The following is a 22,092-nucleotide window of genomic DNA, read 5'->3' as shown; positions in this document are numbered from 1 at the left end:
CGCATTGTAGGCCGGGTCGCAGGCTGCGATCTTCTCCGGTTGGCCTACATTTGAAGCAAGGCCTTCCACCTGACCGGTCCCTCGGCTAAGGTGCGCGGCTTGTGCATTTTCCCATCGTCCAAAGGCCTGGCATGAACGACCACACTCCCGATCCGCTGCATGGCGTAACCCTTGAACAGATCCTCAATGCGCTGGTGGCGCATTACGAGTGGTCGGGGCTGGCCGAGCGTATTGATATCCGCTGTTTCAAGAGCGACCCGAGCATCAAGTCGAGCCTGACGTTTTTGCGCAAGACCCCGTGGGCGCGGGAGAAGGTCGAGCGCCTGTACGTGAAACTGATGCGCACCAAGCGTCCGCTCTGAGATGGATGTGCTGTCGCGGCGACGGCTGCTCACGCTCATCGCCAGCCTCGGCTGGGCCGGACTGAGTATTCAGCTGTACCTGATTTTCCTTGCGCGGCTGAGTGTCGACGCCAGCCTGCTGGGTGGGCTGGTGAGTTTCTTCAGTTACTTCACCGTACTGACCAACACCTTGGTAGCGACTGTGCTGACGTGCGCGGTCACCCGCCGCGAATCCGCGGCGCAGCGCTGGTTTCTGCAACCGTGGGTGAGCAGCGCGATTGCCGTCAGCATCACGGTGGTCGGCCTGGCCTACAGCCTTTTGCTGCGGCATTTGTGGCACCCGCAGGGCTGGCAGTTTATTGCCGACGAATTGCTGCACGACGTGATGCCGCTGCTGTTTCTCGGCTACTGGTGGTGCTGTGTGCCCAAGGGGACGTTGCGCCTGTGGCACTTGCCGCTGTGGCTGATTTACCCGCTGGTGTATTTCATCTACGCCTTGCTGCGCGGGCACCTGCTCGGCGCGTATGCGTATCCGTTCATTGATGTGGCGGTGCTCGGTTATCCGCAGGTGTTGATCAATGCCGGGGGGATATTGGTGGGGTTTGTGCTGATTGCGCTGGCGCTGATCGGCCTCGACCGATTGCGCGAATCGCAGTCCTGAATGCATGCAAACCTGTGGCGAGGGGATTTATCCCCGATGGGCTGCGCAGCGGCCCCAGAACCTGCACCACGGTGAGCCGGGTAATCCGCGGAGGCAGGTTTCAGGGCCGCTCCGCGCCCCATCGGGGATAAATCCCCTCGCCACAATTGAGTTCACCCCTCAAGTGGAGGGTGAATAGCAAAAAGTCAGTCCTCTTCGGCAGTGCCTTCGGCGCGCCAGTAGCCGACCGCTTTGACAAACTGCTCATCCAGCCCGTGCTCATCGAGCAGCACCCGGCGGATCTGTCGTGAAACTTTGGTCTCCGTCGCCACCCACGCATACAGATTGCCCTTGGGCACCTGCAGTTGTTTGACGGTGGTCAGCAGGTTGTCCTTGCCGCCCTCGCGCAATACCCAGATCACATTGACCTGCGCGGCGCTGTCCAGCACTTGCTGCTCGCGACCGTTTTCCACTTCGATCACCACCAGCGCCTTGCGATGGGCTGCCAGGCCTTCGAGTCGGCGGGCGATGGCGGGCAGGGCGGTTTCGTCGCCGATCAGCAGGTAGCTGTCGAAGATGTCCGGCACGATCATCGAGCCGCGTGGCCCGCCAATGTGCAGGAACTGTCCGGGTTGCGCCTGCTCGGCCCAGGTCGAGGCCGGGCCGTCGCCGTGCAGGACGAAGTCGATGTCCAGCTCGAGTGTGTCGAGGTCGTAGCGGCGCGGGGTGTAGTCGCGCATTTCGGGCATCGGCACATCGCTTTTGCCAGCGCCGAGCACCAGGGTCTCCAGCGCTGCCGTCTGTTCGGCGTTCTGCGGGAACAGCAGTTTGACGTGATCGTCGGTGCCGAGGCTGATGAAGCCGGCCAGCTCCGGCCCGCCGAGGGTGATGCGGCGCATGCGCGGGGTCAGGTCGACCACGCGCAGCACTTGCAGTTTGCGGCGTTTGATTTCGTGCATGACACGGTGAATGGTTTGGGTATCGACTGCAGTCATTCGGCTTTCTCCGAGGCAGGTTGAACGGCGGGGCCGTCGACAATGGCTTTGGCGGTGTCGTTGAGCAGGTCGCGCACCCGCAGGATTTCTTCCGGGCTCCAGCGCCCGTGATGCAGTTGCAGGGCGTGACGCAAGTTATGCACCGCCTCGTGGATTTCCGGCGGCCGGTCATGGCCGCGCAACGAACGCTTGCTGACGTCGATGCGCATGCGCACGCCATCCAGCGCCACGGCTTGCTCACTTAAAGACAAACGTCCGGCGTCGGTCACGCTGTAGCGTTTTTTGCCGCCCTCGGCATCGCCGCTGATCAGTTCGCTTTCTTCCAGAAAGGTCAGGGTCGGGTAGATCACACCGGGGCTGGGGCTGTAGGCGCCGTCGAACATGCCTTCGATCTGGCGGATCAGGTCGTAACCGTGGCAGGGCTGTTCGGCGACCAGCGCCAGCAGCAGCAATTTCAGGTCGCCGGGGGCAAACACCCGTGGGCCACGGCCGCCGCGTTCGCGCCCGGGGCGCTTTTCAAAGCCGTCGCGGCCATCGCCGTGTTCGCGGTGGGGGGAATGATGGTCTCTCATTTCTCTCTTCTCTCGTCATGTTTAGATACAACTTAAGATATATCTTAAGGCTGACGCAAGGCGTTTTTTTCCCGATCCTCGGGCGGCAGACGAGCGGTGAGGTTCGGCGGGAATGCAACAGGGAATTTTCGGCGGATGTTTTTCGAGGCGTAACTTCGAAATTAAAGTCAAAGCTCTATTTACTTGCCGGAGCCTTCCCGGTTTTTAACTAAGACCCTGTCATGCAAGGGCAAAAGTGCTGTATGGTTTTTTAACTTAATCTGTATGTAGGGCATAACTTACAGTCGTTGTTTTGAATATCGTTTTTTTACTCTTTTTTCTTGCGGGTCATGAGGTTGTTGAACTACGCGGTTATCGGAAGTTACTTGCTTACTTTCCAGAGGCAACAGTCGATGATGTTCCGGCATTGAAAGTTCAGTTTGACCTGACCCAACTCCCCTGGCGGTCTTCCTGAACTTTCAATCCACTCCTTTCCATCAAGAAAACAAGGTACGAACGATGTTCAAGAAAATCGCAATCGCTGCTCCTCTGGCTCTTCTGGCGCTGGGTTCTTCGGGAGCATTCGCCGCTGGTGAGGCCGCTCACTCGATCAATATCGTCGCTCATGTGCCGACCAACGGCTTCTATGTCGTGCCGACCGACCCTGATCTGGTCAACAAGGATCAGGACATGAGTTACCAGCCGACCACCGGGCGGATGGGTGAAGTCAACGGTTTCTTCGATGTGCGCAACAACAACGGTTCGGTTCACGCCAGTGTCGATACTGCACCGAAGCTGATTTCCGGTGCTGACAGCATCGACCTGCAAGTTACCATCAACAATAAAACCCTCACCACTACACCTCAAGAAGTGGTTGGTGAGACAGAGTCCAACGATAACTTCCGTGCGCCTATCAAGATCAGTGCCGTGGGTACCACCTTTCAACCGGGTGATTACACCGGTGTTGTCGCGGTGACCTTTGATGCCGTCACTCCGATCATTACGCCTTGATCGAGTGAGCAGTAACAGACGTTGACATTCTGCCAGCGTCAACCACCGGGACAGCGCTGCCTGCCCCGGTGGACTTTCCCCATTCGTAATCAGAGTAAGAGTTCATGTTCCCGATGACACCCATCGCGGCTGCGCTTGCGCTGCTGTTTTGCGCCAGCGCAGCCGTGGCTTCCGATTCCGCCGGCACCACGCCGCGAAGTCTGTTGGCCCAAGCCAAAGGCTTGCCGGCGGATTTCGAGGAGCATTTCTTTGATGTGCCTCTGGCTGTTCGGGTCGAACTCGATCATCAGCCGCTGGGCGAGGCCATGGTGGTGTTGTCGCGCGATGATCGCATCACGCTGCTGGAATTCACCGACACCAGTGAAAACCGCTACGGCCCTGCCGAGCGGGAAAAATGGGCGGCCTATCTCAAGCCCGGCGTGCCGTTGGGCAACTGTTCCGGCTCTTGCCCGGATCAAGTGCTGGCGGTGCACTACAACCTGGAAAACTCTCTGGTTTCCATCCTCACCGAAAACGCGGAGCGCGACCTTGCAGCCAAGCGCTATCACGAGCTGCCCGAGGAGGGTAGCCACGGCTTGATGGTACGCAATCAACTGAACCTCAACGGCGGCCAGGATCAGAACCTGGGCGGGCGTTTCGGCCTGGAGGCCAGCGGCAGTCTGGGTAACTGGAGCCAGACATTGAACCTGCAACTGGCGCGCCTCGGCGGGCCGGACGACAAGCTGTATCACTCGATCCATGAACTGCACACCCAGCGCGAACTGCAAGGCAGTTTTTTTCGTCTGGGCTATTTCACCCCCAATTCCGAAGGGCTGAGCCGCCAGCCGCGTACGTTTGGCACCAGTCCCGACACTGCAGTCGGCGTCATGTACGGCAGCTCCGACAGCCTGGCGATCAACAGTCCCTTGCCCAGTGTCTATCCGATCTACGTCACGGCCAACCGACAAGGCTCGGTAGAGATCTGGCGCGACGGCCTGCTGATCAACACCCAATCGGTGCCGGCCGGCTTGCAGACCCTCGACACCCGGCCGCTGCCCGGTGGCATTTATGAAGTGGAAGTGCGATTGATCGAAGACGGCCAGATCACGTCCACTACCCAGGAGCTGGTGTACAAGCCCAGCAACTGGCGCAACCTCGACGAGCGCTGGCGCTATAACGTGTTTGCCGGCGAGGAAAGCAAACTGCTGAGCAATTGGGATTCGCAGTCCAGTGGCAGCCCCACGGCCGGCGCATCGGTCAACTACCTGATGCATCCGCGGGTGATTCTCGGGCTGTCGGCGCGCCAGATCCGCGAAAAGCTGCAGTACGGTACGTCCATCGACTGGACACTGGCCAATCATCTCAGCCTGTACGCCAATGTTTACAAGACCGAGGACTACGGCACCGGTCTGGATCTGCAAAGCCTTTACAGCTATGGAGCGGGCAGTGTGGTGTTGAGCCACAGCCGCAGTTGGCTCGACACCACCAACACCTACGACACGCTGCCGGACGGCACCCGCGTGCGACCGCGGAATGTGTTTGTCGGCCAGACCAGCAATTCGTCGCTGGCGATCAATCACCGGGTCAGCAGCAAAAACTCGATCAACGCCCGGGTGTCGCACAGTGAAGGCAACGTCGAGGGCCTCGGTGCGGATCTGGGCTGGACCCAGCGCACCACATTATTTGGCAGCGACGCCAGTTGGCGCCTGTCGCTGTTCGACCGGCCGGGCAGTTACAGCAGTGGCGATGCGCGCAACCGCGGGGTCGACCTGAGCGTGAACATGGCGCTGGGCGCGCCCGGGCAGCAGATCACCGGCAGCATCGGCTCGCGTACGGCCCGCGACGGCAGCCGCGACAACAACGGCTCGATCGGCTGGCGCAAGGACTTCAAGGATCACGTGTTGCAGAACGTCTCGCTCACGGCACTCACCGACACCTATGGCGTCGGCATGTCCAGCCTGGCGAACTTCCGTACCGACGCGGTCAATGGCGACGGCTTCATTCAGCGTTCGTCCTACAACGGCGACTTCACGGGCGGTCTCAACGTCGACAGCACGCTGGTCATCGGCGGCCAGAAAATGCTGATGACCAGCCAGACCGAAATGCGCGGCGCCGGGATGATTGTCGATGTCGAATCCGATGTCGACGACATTGTGCTGCGTGCCGACGACTTCAGCGGCGGCAGTGCGGCATTGAAGCCGGGGCGCAATTTCATCCCGATCACGGCGTACCAGAACAGTTCGGTGAGTTTTGACTTCGAGGGCACCCATGCCCCGGCGGCCACCATTGCTCCGGCGCGCACGCGTTATCACCTGAACAAGGGTGGCGTGGAGTACCGCAAGATCCGCGTGATGAAAACCCTGACTGTGCTCGGCCGGCTGGTCGATGGGCAAGGGCGGCCGCTCAAGGGCCACCACGTGATCAACCATGCCAGCCGTGGCGTGACCGAGGTCGACGGGTTTTTCTCGATGGAGATGAATGCCGGCTCGCCGACGCTGGAAGTGCGCCAAGACAATCAGTTGCTGTGTCAGTTCCGCCTGGACGCCGACAGCCATCGCCAGGAAAACAATGTGTTGATGATCGGGGATCTGCGCTGCACACCGGACACCCTGGCCGATGTCGGCCTCACCGATCAGAAGGCGGGTTGAGCAATGAAAAAAACCATAGGCGGGCTGGGGCTCTGGCTGGTTCTGGGCGTGTCGGCGGCAGAGGCGGCCAATCAGGAGATCCGGGCGTTGTTTACTCCGGACCGGGCGCAACCGAACAAGAACGTGTTCGTCAACCAGACGCCCAACAGCGGCTACTGTGCCAACCTGCCGGGGGAGTGCGCGTCGAACAATATGTTCAGTATCCAGTTGCCGATCCGGCTGGACTCCACGCGAGCGCTGCTGCCAGGCGTGGGCATCGCGTTGAAGGTTCCGGCCAACTGGCGGCCACTGACAGTGATCAATGCAGAAACCCAGGAATTCGAAACGGTGGAAGTGCGGATCATCGGCATTGGTTCCAGATTCACCCTCAGTGACACTGCCGCGAACCTGGTGGGGGTCGAGAACGCTCTCGAAGGCCATCGGAAATTGTGGACCGGCAGCAGTTGGGTTTACGCACCGGCGCCCTGCCTTTACAGCGGCGTGGGTACTTATACTCCGCAAAGCTATGGGTTTTTCTGGAAGGCCCCGGTGGAAGCGACGTGCACCAAGGTCGCGGCGTACACCATTCCGTCGATGTATTTCGATACCGTCGATTTTGCCTACGAACTGCGTACCCCCAATCCGTTGGGCATGTCTTCCGGCCTCTATACCGGTTCGATGTCGTACAGCATTGGCCCGACCGGTGATTTCAGTTTCGGGCCACTGTTCACTCCGGACGATGGCAGCCTGACCCTGGACTTCGTGCTGGATGTGCAGCACACCCTCAAGGTCGATCTGCCGCCGGGTGGCAACAAAGTGCTGCTCGAGCCCGAAGGCGGCTGGCAACCCTGGATCGACAGCGGGCGCAAGCCCGCGAGGATTTATCGTGATCAGCTGTTCTACCTGTCTGCGTCCTCGCGTTTCAAAGTCATGATGCTGTGCAACTCGCTCGGCGGCACACGCTGCCGGCTGAACAGTCCGCAGGGCAATACCACCGAGGTTGAAACCTTTCTCAGTCTGCCGCCGGGCATCACCGGGCCGGGCGGCGGCGAGGTGAAACTGCACCGTTTGCGATTCGACACCTGGGCCGGGCCTTTCCAGCCCGACCTCTATCTGGAGCGCAAGGCCGGCTCACTGCGCTTCGAGATGCCCAAGGACGCCATCGACTTTCTCCTGCGCCCCGGCATGAGCGACACGCTCAGCGGCAGTATCACCATCATTTGGGACTCGGAAGTTTGAATGTCCGGGGTGACCCTTTGTCTTTCATGGAGCTGAAAATAATGAATCGCTTGTTTTTGCTGGGCCTGCTCAGCGTGTTTTGCCTGCCGGCGCAGGCCGGTCCGCAGATTAACGTCGGCACGGTTTACGACTACCTGGAAGCCGGCCAGAGCACCTACCTGAAGCGGGTCTTCAACAGCGGTGATGCCACGGCATTCGTCAAGGTCAATGTGCTGGAAATCATCTATGGCGCTGACGGCACACCGCAGGAAGTCGCCGTGGAAAACGCCGCCGACGGCGCCTCGCGCAATGGCTTGATGGCCAGTCCTGCGCGGTTGATCGTGCCGGCTCAGGGCATGCAGGGTACGCGTTTGTTGTACATGGGCGAGCGTGACCGCGAGCGCTACTTCCGTGTGCGGTTCGTGCCGGTGGTGCCGGAGAAGGAAGATGAATTCGCCGTCAGCGGCGAGGAACGTGATGCGTATAAAAAGACCCTCACCGCCGGCGTCAACGTGATGACCGGCTTCGGCACGGTGTTTTTCGTGCGCCCCAAGGACGCGCGTTTTGCCACGTCCGTCAATGAGACCGCCAGCCGCTATGAACTGCGTAATGACGGCAACACGGTGGTGATCATCGACGAATTCAAGAGCTGTTCGCTGAGCAACGAAACCGAGTGCGGGGCGACCACCAAACATCACGTGCTGGCCGGCAAGGCTTTTGCCTTCGATAAGGAAAAAGGCCGTGAATACCGTTTCTTCCTGATCGAGGGCGCCGATAAAAAAGCCCTGAAGGTTGTCAGCCGCTAGGCCTGCTTTCCATTGACGCAACGGGTAACCAACATGATCAAGCAATGCACCGCCGTCGCGCTGATGGCCATGGCCGGTCTGACCGCCGACGCCGTCTGGGCGGCCCGTGAGGAGCACACCTTCGAGGTGTCCCTGATTGTCCCCAGCCGGCCGTTTTACATCATTCCGGCAGAGTCGGACTGGATCCACCGGCCTCAGCGGCTTGAATGGAATCACGCCAAGTCGAGCCTGGGCGGCTTGCACAAAAACTTCGATGTGCGGCACGACACCAGCGCCATCGAAGCGCGCCTGGAAAGCTCGGCCTACTTGTCCAATGGCCGGGCGGGCGAGGACATCGCGCTGCGGGTCAGTTTCAATGGCGTAGAACTCAGCGCAGACATGACGCCGCGCCAGGTGGTCTCGCAGGAAGAAGCGGCAACGGGCAAGCGCGTGCCGCTGGAAATCGAACCGGTCCAGCCGCCGGGCGGCTATCGCCCAGGGGATTACAGCGGCAATGTGCTGTTGCTGTTCAATGCCAGGACGCCGGGCGCATGAGGGGGCCCAAGATGAATACGATGATCAAGGCCACGTGTGCGCTTGCGTTGACGAGTTTGTTCGCGACCCAGGCGAATGCGGTCACTCTGGACATCACGGCGAATTTCCGCCCGGACCCTTCCAACCCCGCGCGCAATGAGTTCGTGAACACCACGCCACCGGGAGGCTATTGCGGAGACCATCCTTCCTATTGCGAAAACGGCGTCTTCAGTGTCGGATTGCCCATTCGCTTCAAGTCGACGGGGCCCATTGCAGCCCTGCATGACGAACGCAAGGGACCGATGTTCAGGGTGCCATCGTCATGGCGCGACATCACGGTGATCCATGAGGACACGGGGGCAAGCGAAACGGTCAGAATGCGTGTCAACGGTATTGGTGCGGCTTATACCATCAGCAAGCCTTTGCCGGTGGGCGTCTGGGATGCGAGCTGGGTGAATGCACCCGCGCCCTGCCTGGTCGGTGGCGTTGGCTATGGCAATGCCTACTATTACGCTTTTTTCTGGCGAGTGCCGGCGGACGCGGGTACGTGCGCCAAACAAGCGAAAGTGACGATCGACGAGGACTATGATTTTGCGTATGTGGACGCCGGATTCTCGTATCAGTTGGTGACGCCCAACCCGCTGAAAATGACCTCCGGCGTCTATCGCGGAACGCTGAACTATAGCGTCGGCCCGCAGGGGGATTTCGACATGGGCGATGTCATGTTGCCTGATGACAGCCTGATCAGCCTGAACTTCACCCTGACCGTCGAGCATACTTTGAAAGTCGACCTTCCCCCCGGAGGTCAACATGTGGTGCTGGAACCCGCAGGCGGCTGGCAAACCTGGCTGAGTCAGGGGCGCAAGCCGACGCGGCTGTTTCGCGACCAGACGTTCCATATCTCGGCGTCCAGTCGCTTCAGGATGAACCTGCGATGTCAGTACTCCATGGGCAATAACTGCGCGTTATGGGAGCCGACGGCAGGGCACGCAGCGCCGCTGGAGGTCAGTGTTTCGTTGCCCAACGGCCTGACCGACAGCTCAGGCCAACCGGTCAATCGCCATCGTCTGCTGCGTGATGTCAGCGGCTCCGATATCTTCCAGCCCGGTGTGTATTTGGATCGCAAGGTCGGTACGTTGCATTTCGAGGTCGCACGGGACGCGGTGGACGAAATGATCCAGCCCGGCACCGCCCGACAGTACTCGGGCAATGTCACGGTCATCTGGGATTCCGAGGTGGGTTGAAGGTCACCGGCCCCTGTAGCGGGCCGGTTCACGGTGTGGTTCAGAGGCCGGCCCGAGCCAGGGCTTCGCGGGTCAACTGGCGGGACAGGTCGTTGCGGGCGTAAGCGATGTCGTTCAAACGGGCGTCGTAATCTGCCTGACTCATGGCTTCGCCACTGAAGATGTCCTTCTCGTCGAGCCCCAGATCATTCGCCAGTGTCGTCATCCTTTTCGCCAGTGGGTTCAGTCGCGCCACATCGGTTTCTTTCGCCCATTGCGCTTGCGCATCACGTAGCTCATCGAGCCATGACAGCTTGTCCACTGCCAGTTGGTCGCTGGCGGTATAGCGATCCGGATGGGTCGTGCGCAAATGGCGCTCCCAGAACGGATCGCTGTCCAGTTCGATCATGGCGTTGACCAGCCCGTCGCCTTCCTCACGCTTGATGATCGTGTCATGGGCGGCATTGATTTTCTGCTGATCCACCCCCGAGCGAGGCTGATACAGCATGCCGTCGGATTGCCAGGGCAAATCCAGGCGCTGGGCCAGTCCCGTCTCGTACGCCAGATGAACTTCCACTTCGTCCGGCGCCGGATAGTCCGGGTTAGTCAGATTCTGCTGCGTCTGTAGTTTGACCTCTTTTTTGGCGGCCTCGCTGACGCGCTGCAGCCGGGCAGCACTGCGGGCCAGGCGTACCAGGCGGGTGTCCAGCTCCTCTGGCGTGTGCGACTCTTCGTAGGCTTTGGACACCAGCACTTTCATGCCCAGGGAGTTGAACAGCTGGGCACCGAGATCCCCGCAATCGTCCGGTGACACAATCTGTTTGAACAACTTTTCGCGCAGTGGCGTATCAAGTGCTGCGGCTTCGATCATGTCCCAGACCCGCTTGGTCAGACGGCGCCGGGAGCGCTCGTCGCGGTAATCCTTACTCAGGCGTTGATGGCGGATGACACTGAAAAAACCTTCGGATTCGGGTTCCGCCCTCAGGTCATGCCAAGACTCCTCGCGGTACTTTTGGAATGCTTGCGACGGGCCGAAAGCCTGGCGATCGTCGGGAAATTGTTGCCAATAGCGGAGCTCGTCAGCGGCGGCCGGCTCGAAAACTTGCTGGCGCGCGAAACCCGTGGATTGGCGGTAGCCCTCCAGTCGGGCGACGTCATCGGCGGCCAATCTGGACCGATCGAAGCGTGCCCGGCTGAGAATGAAGGCCTGCACGGATCCCGGGGTGACTTCGGGCAGATGCCTGATCGGGGTGTCGCGCATGTCCAGCAGGAATCGCCGTGGGCGGGGTTTGTCCTGCGCACCGACCTTGAACAACCCCTCGGGCCAGTCTTCGAGCCGAGTGTTGGCCAGACTCAATTCGTGCAACCGATTCATCTGCCCGACATCGGGCGCACGACGCAAGGGATTGCCGTTCAGATTGAGGGTTTCCAGTCGGGTCAGCTCGCTGATGCTCTCGGGAGAGGCAATATTGTTGTCGGCCAGATCCAGGTCGCGCAGTTCTCGCATCCGGCCGATGGCGGGTGGCATGTCTGTCAGTGCGCACTGGCGGGCGCTGAGTTGGTGCAGGTGCGGGAAGCTGTCCAGCAAGCCGTCGGCACCGGCGGAAAAACGCGCGTTGTCGAGTTTCAACGCGCGGATCCGGGCAAGGTGCAGGTCGATTCCGGGACGCTGGCGCAGTTTCTGCCAGTGGCGATCCAGATTCGGACCGGGAAAATCAGAGGACAGGTCCAGTGTGTAGCCCTGGTCGGGGTGGCTGCTGCGCTCACCGAAAATCTTGCCTTCGCGCTTGAAGCAGTCCATCAACGCGTCCTCGATTTTCTTCCCGCCGTTGCGCAAGTAGTCCGTTGATACGCCTGGGATGGGTTCTCCGGAGTTGTCCAGCTCGGGCGGATAGCTGTCTCGCCAGCTTTGCAGGGTCTTGCGCAAATGCTCAAGGTCGCTTTCCAGTCGTGTGATGGCTGCGCCAGGATCACCTTTGTTTTGCAAGGCATTGAGAAAGGCTTTCAGCTCTCGCTCGTTCATTTTCGGGTACAGCTTCTGGAGCCGCTCTTCAGGGGTACTTTCTCTCCAAAGGCGCGGCCAGCCACGCAGCAGGATCTGGGTTTCCAGGGGCACCACCGGACGAATCGGTGGCTGCGCAAGCAAGGTGCGCCGTTCGGCGGGGGGGGCGGATTTTTCCATGATCCAGTCTTTCAACAACCGGCCTTGATTACGGGTGTAACCCAGTGCCGTGCGTTGTTGATCGGGCAGGGCGTTGAGCAGGGCGCGAAAAAAATCACCCGGGTCATGCAGGGAGCGGCCGTTACCGTCCAGCACTTCGTACTGACCGAACTGATGCCTGATCAGTTGTCGCACCATGACGGCATCCTGTGGCCCGGCACTGCAGCGCAACGGTCCGTCACGGGTGCCATCGCGCACTTCGATGCGCAGCTCGGAAAACGTGTCGCTGTAAAATCTGAGGGTATTCAACGCCAGCCGCTCGGTGTCCGGCAGCATCTTTTCGTCGTGGTAAAAGCCGTCGTAGGCGCGGGCGGCGGCGGCTTCGAAATCCAGTTCCCGGGCTCGTGCCTTGAGGCCCAGGGGTAGATGCGATTCGTCGGCAATACGCCGCAGGTCGGTGGCCCTGGCCTGGCTCAGGAGCTTTTCGGCCAGCGGCAGCGGCAAATCAGGAAAGCGCCGTCGCAGCACGCGGACGTCGACTTTTTTGGAGCGTTCACCGAAGCGATACAGGTACTCGGACACTTCGCCCTGACGCTGCCGGACGGCATCGGCCAGCACCTTGCGCAACGCCTGGGGACGGTCGGCGGCGGGCACGTCACGACCGAGGAGTTTATGCATTTCGGTGTCATCGAGAAAGGTCACGAGGCGTTCGGGCAACCGGCCGGCAACGAGGTCGTGGTGGCTGATGGTCAGCGTATCGGCGTCGGTTGCACCGGGGTTGCCGTACTTGTGCGTGGGGCCGTTCCATTGCAGCGGATCATGTTCGACTTGAATGGCCCGCTCCGGCGGCCAGCCGGGTATCGCGGTGGCGATGGTTTCAAACCAGGCGGATTGCGGATCAATGGGCTGGCCGGTGCGAATACGCTCGATGGCGATCTGCGTGTTGTCATACGCGGTGAAGCGATTGATCGCATCGGCCAACAGGGGCGGCGGCGGGCTGTGGTCGCTGTGCATCCGGCGCAGTTCCTGGTGTTCGGTGCCACTGCTGATGCGGATCTGTTCCAGTTGCGCAGGCGAAAAACGCTCGACCTTATAACCCATGCGCTGCATCAGACGGATGTCCGACCATTCGCTCGGATGCTCGGCTTCGTGCAGCCATGCGCCGTGTTCGTTATGTTCCAGGGTCGGTCGATAGGCGTTGACGCGCTCGGGATGTTTGATCCGGTGGGTGCGCGACTCCGGGTGCGGCGAGGCTTTTTCGATGCGGTAGAGCTTGCCCTCCAGCGGCAGGAGGCTGTCGCTGCCTTGTTGATGCAGGCCATGGTTGTCGGGTTGCGCAGTGGCCGGCAGGTTGAGTCTTTTCTGTTCATAAGGCGCCAGGTCCGGATGCCACAGCGCCGGTTTGCCGTCAGGCAACCGCACCGGTTTCATGCCTTCTACCAGCGGCGACAGTTTGATCTTGAAGACCTCACCGATCTGCGCCCCGGCGCTGAATGCCGCCAGTTGAATCAGGTCGGTCACCACGCCGATCACATGCTCGGCCACTTCCTGCCAGAGGCCTTCGGCCAGATCCACCAGGCCTTCGACGACTTCGGTGGTGAGCTGATAGGCCGTGTAGGCCATCATCAATTCACCCAGCCCGGGGACGAACGGGGTAGCGATCATCAGCGCAACATTGAAGATGTCGGACACGATTTTCTTGAAGTTGTCCCACCAGGCCCAGCGTGCGTTGCTGTCGGTGTCGGCGGTGGAGACGGCGATTTCCCGGCTGTCGTTGAGGATTTTGTTGAGCTTTTGCTGATAGGCGTGGCGCCAGTAATCGCCCTGTAATTTCACCCTGCCGAACTGCAGGTTGGGGTTGTCCCGCGGGTCCTTGCGCCACGCCGGCCGCTGGTCGGTCGGATCCTGACGCGGGTGATACCTGACAATGAACAGGCGTTGCTCAAGCTCGGCAAGGAAGAGCCCGCGCTGCTGGTGGTCGACGAACTGACTGAAGAACTGGCGGTAGGTCAGTTGGGTCGACTCGCTGTATCGGTCCTCGCGAAACTGGCGCACCAATTCATCGCGGAAGGCTTTCAGAGAGCTGTACTCCTTGAGCGGGTGATCCGGGTCGTGGGGAATGTAGACGATCAGGCGTCGAATCCCGCGGCTGTCCGATACTGTGTGTGTCAGCACCAGGACCCCGGTCAGCCGGGTGCCGAGCAGCGACAGGTCAGAGCACTGCATCGAGCGGCCATTGAGCAGCAGTTGCGGTTTGTCGCCGGCCAGGCTCAAGAGCATTTTGTAGGCGTCGTACTGGATATCTTCCTTGATCAGCGCCACATGCGCGGCGACGGCGAGGGCGTCCTTCTGACTCTCGTTCACCTTGTATTGCAGCACGCTCTCGGCCAGCGGTTCGCCGGGCAGCAGGTAGCTTTCCAGGTGTTTTTTGAACTGTGCACCGATATCCAGATCGCGGCACAGCGTCTGAAACTGGCTGATGGGCATGGCGCTTTTGATCGGCACGATATCGAACAGACCACGTTCATCGGGCCGGCTGATGTAGTCAGAGCCATCACCGACCGTTTCACTGCTGGCAAAGTTGTGCAGGGCGGCATCCAGCAGTGAGACGGTGTGGGTCACGATGCCGCCGGAAGTATCAATGGCGTACCACGGCTGTTCCTTGGGCAGGTACAGGCGCAGAAAGGTGTTTTTGACGTCCGGCTCGATGCCGTGCCGCTCCTTGATTCTGGCCTTGAGCAGAGGCTCGGCAAAGGCATAGAGATCGGTTTTCGCCAGCAGGTGGTCAACCTGATTCTGTGAATCCCAGGCCTTGAGGTTGGCCGCATCGAGTTTGTTCAGATACGCCGAAGGCGCATCGGTGTACCAGGGTTCAACTTTCAGCGGCGTGGCTGCCAGCGCGAGAACCCGGTTGGCGGTGGCGATTTTGAAGGTGTTGTTGACGGCGGACTTGATGAATTCGTAGTGCCGTCCTTTGTCCGCGTTTTCCGCAGGCAGGGCAGAGAGAGACATGGCCAATCATCCTTGATTGTTGAGGAGTGATCAGCCTACTCAGGGCAGGGCAAAACAAAAGTTCAAAGATCGGGAGGCAAACCGCGTTGCGGGTCACCAACCCGACAAAAATTCGAATCTGAAAAATACATAGATACCACCCGCCGGAACGAAAATTCGTCACCCTGATGCAGAAAAGGCCGACATGATTTGTTACCTCGCCGTAGGGTGCGGCGCCTCGAGCATCGCCACGCTGGCGGTCTGCGTCGGTTTGCATTGTGAGTCGCTGCCTGGTTGCAGATACGGCGTCAGAATCGGCGCCATGCCCTTGAGCACCTGCACTGGCAGGGCCGAGGTGAACTTGAAGTTCTCCGCCGAGCGCCCCGGAACGAACGCGGTGAGGGTGCCGAAATGGTGCTCGCCGATGTAGAAAACGAACGTTGCCGTACGGTTGATCGACTTCGAACTGAGGATGCGTCCGCCCGAACCGATGGCTTCGATGCGGTTGTCACCGGTACCCGTTTTGCCACCCATGGCCAGTGGGCTGCCATCAGCGAGTTTGAAACTGCCGGAAACACGTTTTGCCGTACCGGCGTCCACCACTTGCGACAGCGCCTCGCGCATGGCGTTGGCGACCTCGGATGGCATCACCCGCTTGCCCACATGCGGGTCATTGACCAGTTGTGTTTCGTAGGGCGTACCGGCGGCGAAATGCAGGCTGTCGATGCGCAGGGTCGGCATGCGCACGCCGTCATTGAGGATGGTGCCGATCAACTCGGCCAGTGCCGCCGGGCGGTCACCTGAGCTGCCGATGGCGGTGGCCAGCGATGGCACCAGATGATCGAACGGGTAGCCGACCTTCTGCCAGCGCTGATGAATCTCAAGGAACGCTTCGATCTCGAGCATGGTGCGAATACGGCTGTCGCGGGCACCCTTGTGCTTGCTCTTGAACAGCCAGCTGTAGACTTCCTGGCGTTCGAAATGACTGGCCTTGACGATCTCGCTGAAGGTCGCATCCGGGTGCTTCAACAGGTAGCCCATCATCCACAGGTCCAGTGGATGGACCTTGGCGATGAAGCCTTGATCGGGCAAATCGAAACTGCCGGGACCGTAGGCATCGTAGAGGCGGATCAGGCGATCGTCAGTGAGTTTTTCAGTGAGCTTGGCGCCTTTGAGGTGTGAGCGCACGAACGTATTGAAATCTTCCTGGCTGGCATCGGGCAGTAGGTAGCGATGCACGGCGGCCATGCGGATCGGCGTCGGGCGCATGCTGTCGAGGAAGGTGTCGAGGCGCGCCTGAGTGTCTTTGTTTTTGTATTTTTTCCAGAACTTGAGCTGGAACGCCGTGCCTTCGCGATCGGCGAAATTCGCCAGGTATTCCTGCCGGCGCGGGTCACGATCATCCTTGAGCAATTCGGCACTGCTGTTGGGCCCCGAATAAGTGACATAGCGCACCACATCGCGCATCAGGCGAATGAACGGCAGGTTGATCGATTCACGCAGGGCATCGCGCAGGGTCGGCATGCGGCCGTTGTCTTCCTTGCGAAAGTTGTGGAACACATGCAGGCCGCCGCCAGTGAAAAACGCCTCGCCGGGGCTGGCCGAGTATTTGCGATCAAGGGCTGCGCCGAGCATCTTCGACAGGTCGTGGTCCTTGTTCTGGATCAGGTACTCGATAACCCACTGGCTCAGGCGATCCTGGTCGGGGACGTCGACTTTCTTCAGTTCCGGCACGCTCATGGCGCCGTACTTGTCGTGCAGTTCGGCGATGATTTGCAGGTAAGTGGTGAGCACGCGCATTTTCGCTGTCGAGCCCAGTTCGAGTTTGCTGCCTTCGTTGATGTCGAAGGGCTGATCGGTGCTGTCGGTTTGCACACGCACGCGCGAACCGTCGGGGGTCAGTTCGAACAGGGTGAAGCTGTAGCGCACCTGAGTGGTGCTGGTCGGTGTCAGCAGGCGCTCACCGAGCAGACCGATTTCGCCGGCGTAAGTCGGGTCGGCGAGCTTCTTCAGGTAGGCGGTGGCCTGGGTTTGCAGATCGCCCTGCAAGGTGCTGGTGGCCGACAGGTCGAGGCGGTCGAGGTCGTACAGCGGACGATTGAGCATGCTCGCCAGACGGCTGCGAGCGACGCTGATGCCTTTGTTGGTTTCGATGGGCTGGATCGTCGGCTGGGTCTGCCAGTCGCGATAGCTGACCTTGCTGGCAAGCGCGGCATCGGCCAGGGCACTGTCGATCACGCCGTTCTGCTTGAGCAGGCGCAAGTGGCTGTCGGTGAGGTCGGCCAGCTCTTCGCGACCCTTGTTCAGGTAATGCGACGGGCGGCGCTGGGCGATCATCAGCGACAGCATCTCGCGCAGGGCCAGGCCTTTGTCGGCCATGGTTTTCGGATCGGTGGCCGGGCTGTTCAACTGTTCGTTGGCCTGGTTGAAATCGCTGCCGTACCAGACTCGCAGGCCTTCGGCCATGCCATGCACTTCACCGTGCCCGGGCACCGCCGACAGCGGCACGCTGTTGAGGTAATCGCGCACGATGTTTTGACGGGCTGCAAGGGTTTCAGGGCCGGGTTGATAGGCGCGCACGCTGGCGGAAATCATCTGGCGGATCTTTTCCGCACCGGACACCGTCAAGCCGTCGGGCGAGTGGCGGTACTTCTCCAGTTGCGTGGCCAGGGTACTGCCACCCGCCGATTGCCCGGGCAAGTGCAGCAACTTCGCCACCTGCGACCACGCCGCCATGCCGAAGCGCGGCCAGTCCACCGCCGGGTTCGCCAGTGGCTGTTTGGGGTCGAGCAGAAAGCGGTTTTCGATGAACAACAGGCTGTTGACCACCACCGGCGGGATGGACTCGAAGCTTGCATAAAGTTGTTGCGGGTAGTTGTACCTGTACAGCGGCGCGGCCCGGCAATCGGTAATCGACAGCCCGGCCTGGATCTTTTCGGAATAGGGCACGAACAGGCCTTTGTCGGTATAGCTGAGCAGGGCCGGAGAAAAGCGTGTCTGCTCGGTGATGACGTAGTTGCGCTTGAGCAGGCGCGGCAGGAATTCATCGAGGGAGCTGTAGCCCAGACGCAGGTCGAACGGACCGTTGCCCGGATAACGAATGGCTTCGCTGGGCCCCGGCTCCAGGGTGTAGGTCAGCCCGGCGGCATACTGGCTGAGCTCCCGGGCCTGAAACCGCGAGGTGCGCATCTCTTTGGATGCAGCCAGGCCCACGACTATCGCGATAATCACCAGCAACAACCAGAAAGCCTTCCAGCCATGCCGGTTGCGGCGTGGTTTTCCAGGGACAGGCGCTTCATCCACACTTTCAGTCGGAACCACGGCTTTACTCGAATCGGTTTGCCACAAAGCGCCCATAGTCGATTGATCCATTCACTCAGATTGATCGGACTTGTCTGAAGCTTAGACGGTGGTTGGCGCTGGTGAATAAATTGTGGGGGCTGTGGGGAGGGGAATGGTCTGAACAAAACTGAAACGAATGATTCGATGGGAATCAGTCTGATGGTGTGTGGCGAGGGGATTTATCCCCGCTGGGCCGCGAAGCGGCCCCAAATCCATGCACTGATATTCACCTGCACAACCGCGTGTTCGGCTTTTACGACTGCTGCGCAGCCGAACGGGGATAAATCCCCTCGCCACAATGAGTCGCAGTGCAGCAGGAACTGTTCCGTTCAGATCCAGAAGGCATCCCAGAGCGGATAGTCGCCCATCCTCTCGACCAGCCCGGCACGCAGGGGGTTGGCAATGATATAGCGGGCGAAGGGCTTCAAGTCCTCGCCGTCACGAATGGCGCGGTCATGGTAGCCGGTTTGCCACAATGGCCCACGTCGTCCCGTCTTTTGATTGACGGCTTGAGTGCAGCGCGCCTTGACACTGCCAACGACTTCGCCAAGTGAGCCGTGTTGCAGTTGCATCAACCAATGGAAATGGTCAGGCATCACAACCCAGGCGATGGACTCCGCGACCCTTTGTTCATGCGCCCGACGCAGTTCTGCAACCAATCATCGGCCTGTCTGCCAGTCTGAAAATACGGGTTGGCGTTTGTGTACAACCGAGGTGATGAGGTAGGCGCGACCGTTTTCTGAGCATCGACCCTGGCGCAGGCGGTGGGATTGGGGTTTGACTGGCACGTTGGCATCCTTGCATTCGTTCATCGGATTTCCCAAGGCTAGTGCCTGAAGGCTCGATTGGTGGCTGCAATGGCTGCGTGAAATTTCTGAATCGGGTGAAGTCTCAGCGGCTGAAGAGTTCATATGAGATGAAGGATTTGTCTCAGCTGAAGCGGAGATCTGTGGCGAGGGGATTTATCCCCGTTGGGCCGCGAAGCGGCCCCAAATCCATGCACTGATATTCACCTGCACAACCGCGTGTTCGGCTTTTACGACTGCTGCGCAGCCGAACGGGGATAAATCCCCTCGCCACAATGAGTCGCAGTGCAGCAGGAACTGTTCCGTTCAGATCCAGAAGGCATCCCAGAGCGGATAGTCGCCCATCCTCTCGACCAGCCCGGCACGCAGGGGGTTGGCAATGATATAGCGGGCGAAGGGCTTCAAGTCCTCGCCGTCACGAATGGCGCGGTCATGGTAGCCGGTTTGCCACAATGGCCCACGTCGTCCCGTCTTTTGATTGACGGCTTGAGTGCAGCGCGCCTTGACGCTGCCAACGACTTCGCCAAGTGAGCCGTTTTGCAGTTGCATCAGGCGGTGGGATTGGGGTTTGACTGGCACGCTGGCATCCTTGCATTCGTTCATCGGATTTCCCAAGGCTAGTGCCTGAAGGCTCGATTGGTGGCTGCAATGGCTGCGTGAAATTTCTGAATCGGGTGAAGTCTCAGCGGCTGAAGAATTCATATGAGATGAAGGATTTGTCTCAGCTGAAGCGGGTATCTGTGGCGAGGGGATTTATCCCCGTTGGGCCGCGAAGCGGCCCCAAATCCATGCACTGATATTCACCTGCACAACCGCGTGTTCAGGGATTACGACTGCTGCGCAGCCGAGCGGGGATAAATCCCCTCGCCACACGGGGGGAGGCTTCAGGACCATTGAGCTAGAGAGCTCGGTAGATCAAATGCGGTAAGGCAGGGGCATGACGCTGCACCATTGCTGTGCAATACTCGGCGCCATTTTTAGTGGCGGATTTTCCGGCGTCGAGCAGGGAATGCCTCTCCGCAAACCGGGCTTTTGCCGAGAGTTGTCGCTAAATGTTGTGGTTTATAGAGTGAAAACACCTGTCCAAGGCTTTTTATACTGCACGCCCCGCTGATCTTGCAGGTTTTGTCCTACAAGACGCGTTTGCCCACGAGGCAGGCGCGGTTTCATGCAAGCCAGGGCCTATCGGCCGACGCTTCGACACTCGGTGGTCATATCCAATAACAAGACGAGGTTGCACCCCTATGCCAGTTGGCAATCACCTGCCTCACGGCGAAACCGCTCAGGGCGGTCCGCTCAAACGCGAACTCGGCGAACGGCATATTCGCCTGATGGCGCTCGGTGCCTGTATCGGCGTCGGTCTGTTCCTGGGTTCGGCCAAGGCCATTGAAATGGCCGGCCCGGCAATCATGCTGTCCTACATTCTCGGCGGTCTGGCGATCCTGGTGATCATGCGCGCCCTCGGCGAAATGGCCGTACACAACCCGGTGGCCGGTTCGTTCAGCCGCTACGCCCAGGACTATCTCGGTCCACTGGCAGGTTTTCTGACCGGCTGGAACTACTGGTTCCTGTGGCTGGTGACCTGCGTTGCGGAAATCACTGCCGTCGCCGTGTACATGGGCATCTGGTTCCCCGATGTGCCGCGCTGGATCTGGGCCCTCGCGGCACTGCTCAGCATGGGCTCGATCAACCTGATCGCGGTCAAGGCCTTCGGTGAATTCGAGTTCTGGTTCGCCCTGATCAAAATCGTCACCATCATCGCCATGGTGATTGGTGGCGTCGGCATCATTGCCTTCGGTTTTGGTAACGACGGCGTGGCGCTGGGGATTTCCAACCTGTGGGCCCACGGTGGCTTCATGCCCAACGGCGTGACCGGGGTGCTGATGTCCCTGCAGATGGTCATGTTCGCCTACCTCGGTGTCGAGATGATCGGCCTGACTGCCGGTGAAGCGCGCAACCCGCAGAAGACCATCCCGAACGCAATCGGCTCGGTGTTCTGGCGCATTCTGCTGTTCTACGTCGGCGCGTTGTTCGTGATCCTGTCGATCTACCCGTGGAACGAAATCGGCACCCAGGGCAGCCCCTTCGTGATGACCTTCGAACGCCTGGGCATCAAAACCGCTGCCGGCATCATCAACTTCGTGGTGATCACCGCCGCGCTGTCGTCGTGCAACGGCGGCATCTTCAGCACCGGGCGCATGCTCTACAGCCTGGCGCAAAACGGTCAGGCCCCGGCCGGTTTCGCCAAGACGTCGAACAACGGTGTGCCGCGCCGTGCGTTGCTGCTGTCGATCGGCGCGTTACTGTTGGGCGTGCTGCTCAACTACCTGGTGCCGGAAAAAGTCTTTGTCTGGGTGACCTCGATCGCCACCTTCGGTGCGATCTGGACCTGGGTGATGATCCTGCTGGCGCAACTGAAATTCCGCAAAGGCCTGAGCGCCAGCGAGCGCGCCGGCCTGAAATACAAGATGTGGCTATATCCGGTCAGCTCGTACTTCGCCCTGGCTTTCCTGGTGCTGGTGGTCGGCCTGATGGCGTACTTCCCGGATACGCGCGTGGCGCTGTATGTGGGGCCAGCGTTCCTGATGCTGCTGACAGTGTTGTTCTACGTGTTCAAGTTGCAGCCGACCGGTGAGCCGCAGGGCGCGGTACGTTCGGCGTCGTAAACCTGCCACCTGAAATGCCCGAAACCCCGGTCCAATGGCCGGGGTTTTTGCAGGGTGGCGCCATCAATCCGTTTTTCATGCACGCCGCCCAGTGTTCATGGCCACTGTTTTGTAGAGGAAGGAATGCCCGTTCGTCGGGATAGTGCCGCCACCTGTAATTTCTGACAGTAGACCGGTCACCCCGTCCTGCCCTAGCTTGAAACCTCGGCAAGCGAGTCAAGG

13 protein-coding genes and 2 pseudogenes are annotated in these 22,092 nt (G+C 60.1%); 9 read left to right on the top strand and 6 right to left on the bottom strand.

All coding sequences use genetic code 11. The features are described 5' to 3' along the window. Positions 1-131 precede the first annotated feature (131 nt). Both HV782_RS23495 and HV782_RS23490 read left to right on the top strand, forming a co-directional pair. Entirely contained in the window at positions 132-362 is a 231-nt protein-coding gene (locus HV782_RS23495) for a VF530 family protein (protein ID WP_003227831.1), read from the top strand. Position 363: 1 nt separating this feature from the next. Beyond that, complete coding sequence (locus HV782_RS23490) at positions 364-1,002, top strand: Pr6Pr family membrane protein (RefSeq protein ID WP_186748209.1); 639 nt, start codon at positions 364-366, stop codon at positions 1,000-1,002. A 185-nt stretch (positions 1,003-1,187) separates the two neighbouring features. Here HV782_RS23490 and HV782_RS23485 read toward each other — a convergent pair whose 3' ends face one another. Continuing rightward, positions 1,188-1,976: a siderophore-interacting protein gene (locus HV782_RS23485; RefSeq protein ID WP_186748692.1), complete on the bottom strand. Its 789-nt coding sequence runs from the start codon at positions 1,974-1,976 to the stop codon at positions 1,188-1,190. After that, on the bottom strand, positions 1,973-2,548 hold the full coding sequence (locus HV782_RS23480) for a PadR family transcriptional regulator (RefSeq protein ID WP_123466113.1): 576 nt from the start codon (positions 2,546-2,548) through the stop codon (positions 1,973-1,975). The genes HV782_RS23485 and HV782_RS23480 overlap by 4 nt, the downstream gene beginning before the upstream one ends. Positions 2,549-3,046: 498 nt before the next feature. On the opposite strand from HV782_RS23480, the gene HV782_RS23475 reads away from it, so the two are divergent. From HV782_RS23475 to HV782_RS23450, 6 genes are all read left to right on the top strand, one after another. Continuing rightward, complete coding sequence (locus tag HV782_RS23475; protein ID WP_128615642.1) at positions 3,047-3,538, top strand: CS1 type fimbrial major subunit; 492 nt, start codon at positions 3,047-3,049, stop codon at positions 3,536-3,538. 104 nt (positions 3,539-3,642) lie between these two features. Further along, positions 3,643-6,165, top strand: a complete 2,523-nt coding sequence (locus HV782_RS23470) for a CS1-pili formation C-terminal domain-containing protein (protein ID WP_186748691.1) — start codon at positions 3,643-3,645, stop codon at positions 6,163-6,165. A gap of 3 nt (positions 6,166-6,168) precedes the next feature. Beyond that, positions 6,169-7,383: a hypothetical protein gene (locus HV782_RS23465; protein ID WP_186748690.1), complete on the top strand. Its 1,215-nt coding sequence runs from the start codon at positions 6,169-6,171 to the stop codon at positions 7,381-7,383. Positions 7,384-7,424: 41 nt separating this feature from the next. Further along, on the top strand, positions 7,425-8,168 hold the full coding sequence (locus tag HV782_RS23460; RefSeq protein WP_123466121.1) for a molecular chaperone: 744 nt from the start codon (positions 7,425-7,427) through the stop codon (positions 8,166-8,168). Positions 8,169-8,201: 33 nt separating this feature from the next. Beyond that, the gene (locus HV782_RS23455; protein ID WP_128615645.1) at positions 8,202-8,702 is read left to right on the top strand and encodes a CS1 type fimbrial major subunit; all 501 of its coding nucleotides are present in this window, start codon (positions 8,202-8,204) and stop codon (positions 8,700-8,702) included. A gap of 11 nt (positions 8,703-8,713) precedes the next feature. Continuing rightward, entirely contained in the window at positions 8,714-9,925 is a 1,212-nt protein-coding gene (locus HV782_RS23450; protein WP_225931034.1) for a hypothetical protein, read from the top strand. 40 nt (positions 9,926-9,965) lie between these two features. Here HV782_RS23450 and HV782_RS23445 read toward each other — a convergent pair whose 3' ends face one another. The 4 genes and pseudogenes from HV782_RS23445 to HV782_RS23430 all read right to left on the bottom strand — a co-directional run. Beyond that, complete coding sequence (locus HV782_RS23445; protein ID WP_186748689.1) at positions 9,966-15,077, bottom strand: NEL-type E3 ubiquitin ligase domain-containing protein; 5,112 nt, start codon at positions 15,075-15,077, stop codon at positions 9,966-9,968. 192 nt (positions 15,078-15,269) lie between these two features. Next, complete coding sequence (locus tag HV782_RS23440) at positions 15,270-18,413, bottom strand: biosynthetic peptidoglycan transglycosylase (protein ID WP_186748688.1); 3,144 nt, start codon at positions 18,411-18,413, stop codon at positions 15,270-15,272. 314 nt (positions 18,414-18,727) lie between these two features. Then, positions 18,728-19,186: pseudogene (locus HV782_RS23435) on the bottom strand (REP-associated tyrosine transposase). 324 nt (positions 19,187-19,510) lie between these two features. Next, a pseudogene (locus HV782_RS23430) lies at positions 19,511-19,762 on the bottom strand (transposase); the annotation flags it as partial. 686 nt (positions 19,763-20,448) lie between these two features. Between HV782_RS23430 and HV782_RS23425 the strand changes: the two are divergent. Beyond that, positions 20,449-21,870, top strand: a complete 1,422-nt coding sequence (locus HV782_RS23425; protein ID WP_186748566.1) for an amino acid permease — start codon at positions 20,449-20,451, stop codon at positions 21,868-21,870. The last annotated feature ends 222 nt before the right edge of the window (positions 21,871-22,092 follow it).

The sequence above is a fragment of the Pseudomonas monsensis genome, assembly GCF_014268495.2.
Classification (GTDB): Bacteria; Pseudomonadota; Gammaproteobacteria; order Pseudomonadales; family Pseudomonadaceae; genus Aquipseudomonas; species Aquipseudomonas monsensis.
Note: the sequence above shows the minus strand (reverse complement) of the source record. Positions and strands in the feature narration are given on the sequence as shown.